We start from the raw sequence: 13,726 nt of genomic DNA on the forward strand, positions 1-13,726 counted from the left end.
TAATTAATATCAACGGGAAGTGGGCCTATGCGGGAAAGAAGAAAGGCAGAAAACTTTAAAAAGGGATATACGACAGTGGAACTGGTTGTCGTAACAGTGATTATGCTGATACTTGCCGGTACCCTTGTTGTGAGCCTGGTCACATGGTATCGTAATGCGCAGTTTCGAAAACAGAACGAATATGCGCAGACGATTTTTTCTGCTGCCCAGAACCGGCTTTCCGAGTACAGCTATTCCGGCTATCTGGGAAAACTGGAGAGCCTGCTGGAAGATAACGGAGCGAAGAGCATAGATGAAGAGCTGAAAAACAAAGAACTGATCGGAAGCAGCGGGGATCCTTACGATCTGGAGAAAGTATGGTACGAGTCTGAGGGAAAGGGCACAAAAGCCAAAAAGTATCAGGGCACCATCTATTCTCTGACCGGTACGCCTGCCGATTATAAAGCGTATAAAAACAGCAGCTGGAACGGCGTTTCACCGGAAAAACAAAGATTAGTACAGGCATTGTACAGGATGCTGGAAACTTACATATATGATACATCCATATTCAGCGGCGGCACGGTCTGCGTGGAATTTTCTGCGTCGGACGGACAGGTGTTTGCAGCAATGTACAGCGACAAGCAGGAGAACTTCGTATACGGAACCCCGGATGCGGAGGCAGAGAAAACAATTGACATAAGAGACCGTACTTATTCCAGGCGCAAGAGCGTAATGCTGGGCTATTATGGTGTTGATACGATGGCAAAAGCGACCAGTCCGAATGCAGAAAAGCCGGTGATAAGCGAAGTGCGGCTGAACAACGAAGATACGCTGAACCTGTCTTTCCGGCTGAGCAAGGCAGAGGAAGCATGGAACCAGCTGACGTATCAGCTGGATGTCTATAATGCAACATCGAATAAAATCGGGCTGACGATTCTGCTGAATGCACAGGAGGAGTCAGACAGTGGAAAATACCAGTGGCCGTCCGCTTATAATGAGAAAAAACAGGTACTGGGTACCGTTACACGCTATTGGTATGATAAAAAGGGAAAGCAGACAGCAAAGACGCTTGGTAACTACAAATTTTATCTATATGTGGAGACAAATGGGACGGTGCATCTTGTACTGGATGCAGCCGATCTGAACGCTACATCACAGACCTATATTGAGGGATACCAGGGGAACGGAATAGGCAATAAGAATTACAGCAGGCCGTCCTATTCCGGTATGGGCGGTGCAGCGGAAGAATTGAGCGACAGTTATAGTTTCCACAGATTCGGACTGAGCGCAGAAAAGATCTACTGCAAGATAAAAGGGAGCGGTACGGGATATAAGCCCACTGCATTAAAGAAAAGTAATCTGGCGGATATCTACTACGGCGATGAGAGCACATCCTCAGAGAAAGACGGCGTGACAACTTACCGCTATGAGATAGCCAATCCGCGCCATCTCTTTAATATGCGTTACATAGAGGATATTGAGGAAACAGGCGGAAATTATACAAAGCTGTTTGCAGGTAATGAGCAGGAACTGGAGGAGTATGCGTATCAGCTGCCGGAGAACATCACGTGGCTTTTGACAAAGGATATTAACTGGAAAGCACTTGTAAAGAATAAGTACCTGTTCCATGGCGGCATCGTACAGGAAACAAACACAGATTTTCCCTCCATCTGCTATCTGCGGCAGAAGTCCATTTTCGAGACCAAAGGATACTCTGCCAAAAACTGGAAGGCGGAAAAGGAGAATCATACGATAAAGGGGCTGACGGTCACAGCACGGACAAATGATTCTTTGGAATTAAAAGGTACGGGAAAAGAAATCAATTCCACAGGCTTGTTCCTTGAGAACAAAGGAAATATCCGGGGAATCAGCCTGGATTCCATTGTTGTGTCGGGGATCAGCAACGTGGGGGCATTCTGCGGCATTAACAGCGGCAGCCTGGAGAATCTGGCAGTGAAGAGCACGTCAAATGCCAGCAGTATATCCGGAAAACAAAGGCTGGAAGACAACGGTTCTTATACAGGAGGGGAAAATGTAGGCGGCATTTTTGGCGCACAGGATGGGAAGGCTTCGGCGGACAAGCAGACTTTTCAGAAGCTTTTGAACCGTGCCTCGGTGAAAGGTACCCGGTTTGTCGGCGGAATTGCGGGAAGACTGACAGGGGATAAGCAATCCGAAATAAAAATGAGTGAATGTGGGAATTATGGCGCCGTATCCGGAATAAGTGAGAGCGCAGGGATAGAGCCGATGTTTATTGGCGGAATCATCGGATATGCGGAGAATAAGACCCAATCTACGGATCATTTTGTGATTGAGGACTGTACCAGCTCTCCGCAGTATGAAGCGAAAGCGGTTGAGGAAATCATAGAGGGGATCCAAAACGGCGGCAGCGAATTAAAGGGAACCTATGTAGGCGGGATCGCAGGTTATAACCAGTGGTGTGAGATCAAAAACTGTTCCACAGAAAACGAGAACAGCCGCCGCCAGGGATATATTTTCGGCAATCAGTATGTAGGCGGGATTGTGGGATTTAATTCCGGCCCTGCCAGCGGGATTGAGGGCAACAACCGTGTCAATGAAGCACATGTGATCGGTGATACATACGTAGGCGGAATTGTAGGCTGCAATGCAGGCGCGCAGAGAAACAGGGGCGGAAATTATGTGGATGCCGAAGGAAATGTCTTTCAGGATGTCGCCGATGGAGTCCACGTGGTGGAGCCGGAGAAAGAACCTTCCCTGGAGGTGAAGATCAGCGGATGGATCAATAAAGGCATCATAGTGGCGGCAGGCAATTATGCCGGGGGAATTACCGGATTTAATGCCGGCTGGATCTTTGGATGCAACAGTGATGTGGCAAACAGCGCAGAGGACGATTCCCTCAGCGAGGTCACGAATCTTGGCGGGGATTATGCCGGCGGAATTGCCGGATATAACAACGGGATTATCGGAAATACAAAAAGAGGTGCGGACGGGAAAGCGACGGAGGCAAGCGGAGATGCATTATCTGCGATCTGTTATATAGCAGGGCGCAATTACGTGGGCGGAATCGTCGGTTATAATGATGTGGATGCGCTGGTGGAGGACTACGAGCTGGCCGGCGGATATGTAAATGCATCCGGAAACTTTGCCGGTGGTTATGCAGGCTTAAATGCGTCGGTCTGCCTGCTGCAGTATACGTATGATACGGCTACGGATACCTATGGGGCGGGCAGCGCCAGAAAGCTGGTATCCAAACCAAATGCAGTAGAAGGCGCCTATTTCGTGGGAGGCATCATCGGGGGCAATCTGGTATGTACAGACTCCATTATTCAAACGGTATTCCAGACCGATAACTTTCTGGGAAATATAGAAGCCAAGGCATATGCGGGAGGATTTATCGGATATAATGCGCTTCTTACTGCTGAAGGGAACCAGAAGGCGAAGGTGGCGGCATATCAGGAAGGCCTGAATATCAAAGCAGACGAAAATGCTGAAATAACATACAATTTTGTGGAGGAAGTACCCGGTGATTTTGCATTCTATACGAATACAGGGCTTAAAATCTCAGGCTATGAAGAGGGCGTAACCAGCAGCAAATTTGGCGGGGTGCGCGCGGAAGTCTTTGCCGGCGGCGTACTTGGCTACAGCAAAGATTTGAATAATCTGACCATACAGAACGTAGAGAACCTGACACCCGTGACTGCAAGCGGTGTCATCAGGGAAAGCGTGGCAGGGGAGCAGACTGGCCGGGATGAAGCTGCTGAATTCGCATATGCGTATGCGGGAGGTATTATCGGTATAGTAGGTAACAATACCACATTGGAAAGCTGCAGCAACAGAGACGTGGGTGATGTTACTACGACAGGAGGAGCAACCTATACGGGGGCGCTCTGTGAGATTAACAGAGGAATTATTGAGAAATGTAAGGCTTCCAGCATCGGCGACAGCAGCAAGGATCAGGTAGGCGGGGTCTGCGGTATCAATCTGGGAATCATAATGGATTGTGAGATTAACAGCAGTACAATCACCGGAAGAGATAATGTAGGCGGAATAGCAGCCGAGAATTTCGGCCTTATCCACAACTCGAAACTGAGAACGGCCAGAATATTATCTTCCGGCAAGAATGCCGGAGCTGTAACAGGATTTAACGGGAAGTTCGGAGGACATGAGGGAAGAGTTGCATTAACGGATGTGGAAACGCTGGACAGCAATGTGGTTTATGTGACCGGAAATATAAATGCAGGTGGCCTGATCGGAAAAAATGAGGGCAGATTAACTGCATCCGGATATGCCAAGGTTACGATCAGTGGTTTTGTAAGCGGTACACAAAATGTAGGCGGTATCATAGGAGAGAACAGTCAAAGCATATCGTCATTTATCAGCCGCTCTGTTATTACCGCGAGTGAAGGAAATGCTGGCGGCATCATTGGAAGAAATACGGGCAACTATTCCATAACAGAATGTGATAACTATGGGACGGTCACGTCAGTATCCGGATATGCCGGCGGCATTGTGGCAGAGAACAGCGGAACGGTTAAAAACTGCAAAAATGGCGGCAATATTTTAGCTTCGGCAGGAAATGCCGGCGGTATCAGTGGAAATAACACAGGTAATATAGAACTGTGTGAAGTGAAAGGCAATCTGCGGATTACTCTTACGGCTCTGAAGCGTGTCGGGGGAATCAGCGGCTCAAACAGCGGTATGATCCAGCAGTGCACAATAGACAAGATCTCCGTCAGGAATACTTCCAAGAGCACAAACGAAAGCCTTGCAGGGGGGATCGCGGGCCTGAACAGCGGCATGATCCGGCTTGCAGGGGGAGAAATCCTGGATTCTGAAGTGATCACCTATGCGAATGGCAGCAGCGCAGGAGGAGTCGCAGGGGAAAACTCAGGGGGCGGAAAGATTTCAGGCGAGACAGGGAACGGGACTTCCGTACTGATAAAGAATGTGGATCTTCAAACAGCACCTACCGTATCCTACTGTAATCTAGGCGGCGTAGCGGGAAGGCAGCTGGGAGCATCTAGTGCGATCGAACACTGTGAAGTTGTGGATACCGCCATTGGCACCATAGCATTGCTTGGCAATACGGATATGGGTTATGGAGGAATCGCGGGAATCAACGAAGGGAACCTTTCAGACTGTTCCTTTGACGGAACCCTCCAGGTCGGCGGAAATGGAAGCAATATCGTCAATGCGGGCGGGATCACCGGAAAGAATACGGCCGGCGGTCTGATCGAGCACTGCTACATTGGTGTGGATAAAAACAATGAGAGCACGGTAATCCGTTCCGGAGTAAGCAATAAGGATAACCAGACGTATACGGCATACCTTGGCGGGATAGCAGGCTGGAATTTTGGTACGGTACGAGAATGTGATAACTTTGGTGAAGCGGATCGCCAGAAGTCTACAGACACGGTAGTTATCAGCGGAAACGGCGGTATCGTTGGCGGTATTGTGGGCAGAAATGAGGCAGGAGCTGTAGTTACAGGTACCGATGCAGAGAAGCTGTCCACTGGAAAGGGCTGGTCTGTACAGCACTATTATTACATCAACGATTCCGGTACCGGCGGAATCTGCGGCTGGTCCGGTTCAGGAAGCAGCATGAGCTTTGTGGAGAATCATGCCAGTGTAGCGAACAAGAGCGGCATTAAGGACAGTACTGCAGTTGGAGGACTGATCGGCCGTTTAGAAAATCAGGAAAGCAATACATTCTCGATGGACCACTGCTTAAATACAGGAAAGGTGGATGGGCCATCTAATACAGGCGGATTTGTGGGGAGATGGAAGTATAATGGCGGATCCATCCAAAACTCTTCCAATACTGGAAAAATCGGTACAGAAGTGACCTCCCTTGTTAGCGGAGGGATGATCGGATCGTTGTATGACCTGACGGATCACGCCAGAATTTTATTTACAGGATGCAGCAATCAGGGAGAGGTAAAAGGGGGGTATGCAGGCGGTCTTGCAGGCAGGCCCGCAGTATGCAATACGTCAAACCAGGCCATCTTCAGTGACTGTATCAATACGGGCAAGGTAACCGGAACTACGGCCGGCGCGGGAATAATGGCCAACTTTAACAATGAATTTATGAGCGTTTCATTCAGCCGGTGCAGAAATTATGGGACAGGTACGAATTTTTACGGGATAGCCAACTATAACAATGGTTTGGTGAGAATGCAGGATTGCTTTGACTTTTCCGGGGCAGGTCTGACTCGTAAAGTATCGGATTCCGATAAGGCCAAGATTGTGAATTCCTACTACTATACAAAGGAAATAGAGGCAGGGATGACGGAGGAAGAAGCCCAGTTAGCAGTTGAGACGGCGAAAGAGAAGAAGGAAGAATCGGAGGCTGCATTGCAGTCTGCAAAAACAAAAGTAAATCAAATCAAGAACCCCGGGTATGGGGATGGGATTTATTATTCTTTAGATGTGGAAGAGAGCTTTTATAGTTCTGTAAAAAATGACGGCGGCGCATTTAAAGATATGTTTGACGGAAAGACCGAAAACGGAAACGGATGCCAGGTACGGCCTGCCGATGGCGGGGAAATTAAACAGAGCAATCCCCTGACTGTGAAATATACCCTGGCTGAGACTGCTCTTGGATATGATGAAAGTGAGGGGGTCCAGGAACTCTCATATCCTTCCGTGAAGTCCTTTGGCGTCTACTGGGGAGCAAATTCCACCGGATCATGGACCAGGTACTATATCTATACAGTGTCCTATACAGCGGCAGACGGATCGGTCAAATATCTGAAGGCAAAAGATGAAAGCCCGGAAAACTTTATAACTGCAAAATTCACAGACGGCAAAACAGTCAAAGCTTACAAAAACTTTGGAGACAGCCTGTGCCAGGCAGTGACAACGGATCATCCGGATGAGGCTACCAGATTTTTTACATTTGGGTTAAGCTATGTATCTGGCGGAACACAGAACTCATTTGGAAGATTTGAGCTGGATAACAGCAGCCAGATCAGTGATATTACCTTTCAGGCAGATTATGTTGCCACATATAAGGGGAATATCTATGGTTTATTGAAGGGAGACAGCATAAGCGGAACGGGATACAGTACGGCAGGAACGGTCTGTGAATTTGTTGCAAATGCTGTTCTGCCGGGCATAGAACTGAACGTAACCGATGGTATTGTGCGCAATGTCTCCGAACCGGAAAACCCGCTGGATAAAGAAGCATGGGACAGTGCATCTGCCGCTTATGAAACTGCAAAGCAGAACCTGGAAACAGCGGCTGCCGCCCTGGAACAGGCGGAAGAAGATCTGGAAACGATAAGGAACGGCGGGAGCGTTGGTGTTGACGGGCAGGCACCGCTGGATGACCCGAACAAATCAGGATCCTCCATGTATGCCTCAAAAACGGCACAAACAGAGTATCCAAGCTATAACCTGAGATCCGCAAGCAAAGCGGTTCCCAATTTCCTGGAGGCTGCAAAGATTCCTTCGATCACCGCAAGAGAGGCAAAAAGAAGGCTGGAAGCTGTCAGCTATTCTAAATTAGATCAGAAGAATGGAAACCCGCTGACGCTGGTAGAGCAGTATTATCTGGATGCGTATGACTTAAAGATGAAGGCAGAGGCTCCGGAGTTTTCCGTGATAAATGCCGGCGGTAAGACAACGCTGAAGATAAAGGAAGTGCCGGGGGCATATGGATATCAGGTCTGCTGGCAGGCAAAAGAAAAAGGCAATCCGGACACCCCGTATTTTGTGCCGAATACAGTAACTTCACTGGAGAACGGGCAGGGGTATGCAGAATATGACATCCCGCAGGATGCCGAGTGGTTCGGCCGGGAGTACACATTTTATGTCAGGGCTGTAAATGGGACTGCCTACATGACCTATTATGACGCAGACGGAACATTTCAGGATAAGGATGGGCAGTACAGGGCGCCCACCGATCCGATGCCGGAAAATGACGGACAGTTTATAGCCGCCAATGTTTCAAAATGGGGCAGTATCAAGATGCTGCTGACAAAACCTCAGACCGCACCGAAGGTACATCTGGAACTGGTGTATCTGGACAACACCAAGTCATTTGGGTGGAAACCAGTACTGGAAAATCCGGAAGATTTTGAAGAGGGAACAGTGATTCCGGTCTACATGTCGGTGTCACCGGCAGGCACTGTGGCAACAGAGGGCAATAAGCAGGCAGTGATCACGGTTCAGGCCGGCCATACATACACAACGGATAAGGTCATTACCAAATTTGCAAATGACCGGAGGGACAACATTAATTTTGCTGTGAAGGCGCTTGCCATAGAAGGCAGGGCATCGGAATCCCCTCTTATCATGTACCAGTCAGCATATTATGGGATAGACACTTTAAAGAATGAGGATCTGTATACCGCAAAATGGAACGGCTTTTATGGAAATACACCGGACGGCCTGAGTTATCAGCTAGGAAAGACTCCAAGCGGATCAAACGTAGATCTGTATATCGAGGCGGAGCTGATCGTGCAGAATTATTTGAAATATGAGGATGGCACTAAAATTGATATTTCTGTTTCCAACGGCCAGTCCCATATCACAAGCACAGGAGGCGCCACCAAGATCAGCACGCTGGCGAACCTGCCATCAGACCTTCTGGAGGAATACGATCAATATAGTATACAAAGTTATCCATGGCAGAATCAATGGTATATCTGCCAGTATGGGCATATTGTGAAGCAGAATGCCACAAAAGAAGAGCTGTATACGCTGAAAGATGCGGACCGTGACAATGAGTCAATTGTAAACAGCGGTACAAAGAGGCTGAATCCGGGGTATGTGGTGCGCCTGGAGAAAGACGGCACTTATACGATCATATACAGCGCACTGCTTGCGCATAGCGATACCTTCAAAAATCAGGTGAAACAAAATGTGCTGAATGTCCATGATAATCCTGCAAATGGGCAGAGGGATTATATCAGCCAGTCAACATCGGCGAATCAGATTCCGATTCAGCCAAACCCGGTTATTTCAAAGGATGATTACGAGGTACAGCCGCTGGAAAATGGAGCCGCTTACACGTTTAAATGGGATCAGTGCCTGTTGGAATCCGGTGCAGAGTATATCCTGCAGCTATACGGGCATACTTCTTCGGGAGAACGGACGCTGCTGGAATCGCAGACCGTTGTGAATGCAAATGAGTACACCTTTAAAGACAGCGGCGGAAGCTGGAATTATTCAAAAATGACGCTGCGGGTGACCCGCAAGGGCATACCGGCCGGGGAGACGGCTGTACAGTCGAAAAAACTTCCGTTTTACACGGAGCATACTTTTGAAGTGAAGCTGGCACTGGAACAGATTGCCATGCCTGCCGTACAGCTGCACAAGGATGCGGCCGGGGTGACGGATAAGGATCACATGTATTACGACGTTAAATGGACAGGAATTGCGGATGAGAATTCAGAAGGCATCATGGATCATCTGGCCGGATACACCGTTACCATAGAGCGCAGCGCGGATGATAAGGTCTGCAGTCAGTACAGCGCAGAGGAAACGGAAGTATTAAAGAAAGATTTAAGGGAAAATGGCTATGAGGAATCTGTGGATGAGGCAGCGGGGACGGTTACATACAGCAAAAGAATAGAAAATTCAGACGAGGACATCTACCGCGATGCAACACAGGTGGATAAGACCGTAGTTATTACAAAGAACGCAGACGGTTCCTATGCGGTAACTCGCAGAGAGATCTGGACATTTTTATCTCTGAGCGGAGCGGAAAGAGTTTCTTCCGCCGCTTTAGAGCGAAGTGTTGACCTGAGTGAATTTACCGGCGGAATGACAATCCATGTATCGGTCAAAGCATTAGCAGAGAAAGATTCCGTGATGTACAAGGACGGTCCCGCAGGTGTCATCCGCGAGATGGAACTGCCGTCAAGGCTTCCTGTGCCGGATGTGGCAGACCTGGCCATGGCAGAAAAATACAGCACCGAAGAATATATGACCATAGATGCGATGAACGATGACGGACTGCATCTCACAATGGATGGCAGCGGCTATGGCACGGCAAACGGCAGGTATGAACTTCATCTGTTATTCTTTGAGGCAAGTGCAGTAGGTGCGGACGGGGAATTGATTCAGGGTGCACAGCCCAAATATGTCATGAAGGATACCATATCCATGGGCGGCAATCTCGCAGGCGGAACATATAACCTGCATGGAACAGAGATAGAAGTTACGGACCATACCGGAAAGACGTCCTCAATCAGTCTTTCCGATTGTGCTGGAATGTATATGGCAGCGGCTGTCCGTGCGGTATCTGACAGCCAGATCAGTTCCTACTGGTCTCATGAATACAAGTATAACAGGAGTTACGCCGAATTCCGGATACCCCGTGTACAAAATGCGGTTCCGGAAATGACAAAGTCCAGAACCAGTGTGGTATACACAGAATCAGGTCATTACGAAGGAGATACGGCGGGGCAGGATGACAACAAGACGGAACAGACTACGCTGATTTGTACAGTGGAAGCGTATGCAGAACACTATTTGCTGCAGATCATCCACAATTCCCAGAACAGCAGACAGGAGGCAGGTTATGATACGCTGCTGGAGATGGACTGGATCTATGCAAAACGGGACGGAGACAAGTACCACATTTATGTGCTGTCATCAGATGCAAAAGAGATGGAAGGCCTGGGCGAAAAACTGGAGGATACGTATCTTCCGGATGCAAATCTGGCCAATGCGGGATATGCAGGCAGTCTGCCGGCCGACGGCGGCAGCCTGGATCTGCCATATGAGCTGCAGATCACAGCAGACGATGGTACTGTATTTACGGCAGTATCTTATCTAAAATGCCAAACATCTGAAAAAGGTAAACAGGAATTTGTTCTTGTACTGGCGGACCCGGAAACGGTGAATGGCGCAGGAGCTTCAGAGAAAATCAGGACTTCGCAGGTAATGGCAAAAGGCATTTCAGAAAATATAGAACGGTATGAAGACTCTGCCTTCGGAAGCTGGTACCAGAAGTCGGACGAAGTAACTGAGATTGCAGGTACGACAGGACCGGTCGAAGGCCAGGATGCTCCGGCCGCTCTATCTGCAAGAGATGGGGCTGCCTTGGAAGTGGACGGCAGCAACGCCCGGATGAGACACTTTATTTACAAGCTGCCAGATGAGGCGGGCGGGGTACAGTATAGAAGTGCATATGCCAGAGCGGAGGAAAATTCGATGAGTTCCCTGCTGCTGCTTGAAAACGGGCAGTATCAGATTGCAGACGGAAAGCTGGCGGATACAGAAATCATGGCAATTGAGCCGGATGGAAAGGGAATCAGCGACTGGACAGCGGTTGACATTTCTGTAAATGCAGTATCAAAACTGGAGCATAATGCGGCAGCGCAGGAGGGCTATCCGGTCAAAGTGGAAGCGGAACATCCGCAGATCCGTATGAATATACGGCCGGATGCAGCAGATTACACCGCGGAGATATCGGGAGCATCCCAGGCGGCGCAGATTTATATGCTGCAGTTTACAAAGGGGAACGGAACTTATTATCATGTATTTTATAAGGATACGTCGGACGCAGATCTGGCAGCCGGATATCCGCTTGCAGGTTCACAAAAGTCAGACAATCGTTATGCGGATGTGGACCATGCCATGATTACTGCACCAGCCCCGGGAGAGTATTACCCGTTATGCAGTGCTTATGATGAAAATGTTTATTATTTAGGAGACATCGGCGCAGGCAGAACCATTGGACTGCCTTGGAAACTGGAGACGGAGGATCAAGGCAGTACGCTGGTTACCTACGGGCAGCTGTCACAGGATGGCGCGGTATTTCTACTCACTCTGCCGGATATGGATCGAATCGTATCTGAGAATTTTGCAGGGAACAAGGACACCAGGCAGGTCACATTCCTGTCCTGCGATGCGGATACCGGAGAAGGCGGGGCAAGCATGTCCAGCTGGTACCGCAGTGATTCCGGGAACATGGTGAAGCAAAGCTACAGGAATCAAACTTCATGCAGTGCCGTATGGCAGGAAGAGGATTCCGGCATCAGCATCCGGTATTCAAATACAGATAATGGGTATGAGCATACCGCGGAATTCGCTGCGGTATGGGACGCCGGCGAAAAAAGGTACACGGTAAATGAGGCGGGTGCCATCGGAAACTATGGAATTCTATTCCGGTTTGAATATGAGGACGGAAACGTAAGCCTGAAATATGCTTCAGATCAGACCAAGAGATTTACTCTGACAGATCCTGAAAGCATAAAAGCAGTTAAGATTAAAGTAACGGACTGGTCCGGATATGGATGGACAGAATGGACCAGTCTGGAAGATCTTATCCTGACATCAGAAGCAGATCAGTATGTTGCAGATGAGCCGGATCATGCTGCCGTGCCTGCAGGAGATGCGAATGCAAAAGGCTATAAGGCGCAGGAGATCCCGGATGTCAATGAGAAGGAAAATGAAAAATCCGGGCAGCAGGACAGCGGCACGGGTGCAGAAAACAATGATAATGCAGAACCTGCAGAAAATGCAGAAAGTACAGGAAATACAGGGAAGTCCGGTGATCCCGGAGGTTCCGGAGGCACTGAAGACAGCAGGCAATAATTAGCAAAAGGGGTCAGACCCCTTTGAGGAAAGGAGGCGTAAAAGATGAAAAGGAAGAAATACAATCAGGGTTCCGCAATGGTATATGTGCTGGCGGTTATGGCAGTTATCGTCGTTTTGTGCCTCTCCCTTCTGCTGTTATCCTATTCCCTGTTTGCAACATCTCTGAATTATGGGGATCAGGAGCAGTGCCAGATTCTGGCGGCTTCACTGAGCAATGAACTGCAGGACGAGCTGGAAAATGACGGCAAGTCCTGGTACATTCCCTACAATGGGGAATGGGTAGACAAGGGGCAGAAAATATACTCCTATAATGTAAAAAATGAAGATGGCAGCAAAATAGAAAATACAGAAGCCTCCGGCCTGGTGACGTTTATCACGCAGAATATATGGACCGAAAACTGGCCGTATTACAGTGAGGATGAAGACGATAAAAAACATAATAAAAAGAATGCTGCGCGAAAACTACAGTTTGACAGCGAGAAAATAGAAGATGAAAAGTTTCAGAAACTGGCAGCCGGTCTTACGGTTGAAATGTACTGGTATAATGTAATGGCAGATTACGACAGTGCGGAAGCCTCTAAGAAGGACGACACGACGCTGGTAATCACCGTAAACTGTGAGAGCGGGAAAAACTACAGTACAATTACCCGCGCATACCAACTGAGCTGCTCCGAAGACAAGAGCGTACCAGACGGGAAGTATGAAATCTGGAATTGGTCTTTGACAGATACTGGCGACGAAGTGGGGGAAGAGTAAGATGCAGAATGAAGCGAAAAACAGAAAAACGTGTCATCCCTTTGATTCAGACAATAAACGGAAAGGGTCTACCATGGTAGAATTGGTTGTGGGATTTGTAATCCTGGTGCTGCTTGTCGGTACCTTCACAAAAGTAATCTCACAGTCCTACAAGCTGCTCACACGTTCCCAGAATATGAGGCGAAATACAGAGGCTGTTTATTCATCCTATTACAAGCAGAAACACGGAGCAAAAGACAGCGGAGAGGCAGTGTTAAACAAAACAGAAGAGAAAATGACCCTGCAGCTGGTATACGAAGGAGAAAACCTGCCTCTGAAAAGCCAGAAAATAGGAATTACCAAGGGAAACAACATAACAATTTATGATTTTACAATTGAGGATACTCCGTAACAGTTCAGGTCAGCCTGAACTGTCACGATACGCTTAATAAACCGTGATAATGGTGGGGAAACA

At 48.5% G+C, this 13,726-nt stretch carries 3 protein-coding genes; all 3 read left to right on the plus strand.

Annotation, left to right across the window (positions count from 1 at the left end; genetic code table 11):
* Window positions 1-27: 27 nt before the first annotated feature.
* Genes BN1938_RS05515 through BN1938_RS05525 form a run of 3 tightly spaced genes read left to right on the plus strand, consistent with a single transcriptional unit; the run spans window position 28 to window position 13,663 of the window.
* The gene (locus BN1938_RS05515) at window positions 28-12,513 is read left to right on the plus strand and encodes a GLUG motif-containing protein (RefSeq protein ID WP_050639639.1); all 12,486 of its coding nucleotides are present in this window, start codon (window positions 28-30) and stop codon (window positions 12,511-12,513) included.
* Window positions 12,514-12,558: 45 nt separating this feature from the next.
* On the plus strand, window positions 12,559-13,272 hold the full coding sequence (locus BN1938_RS05520) for a hypothetical protein (protein ID WP_050639640.1): 714 nt from the start codon (window positions 12,559-12,561) through the stop codon (window positions 13,270-13,272).
* 1 nt (window position 13,273) lies between these two features.
* Window positions 13,274-13,663, plus strand: coding sequence for a hypothetical protein (locus BN1938_RS05525; protein ID WP_050639641.1), 390 nt, complete (start codon window positions 13,274-13,276; stop codon window positions 13,661-13,663).
* Window positions 13,664-13,726 lie beyond the last annotated feature (63 nt).

The organism is Eubacterium sp. SB2 (assembly GCF_001244405.1).
Taxonomy (GTDB): Bacteria; Bacillota; Clostridia; order Lachnospirales; family Lachnospiraceae; genus Faecalicatena; species Faecalicatena contortus_B.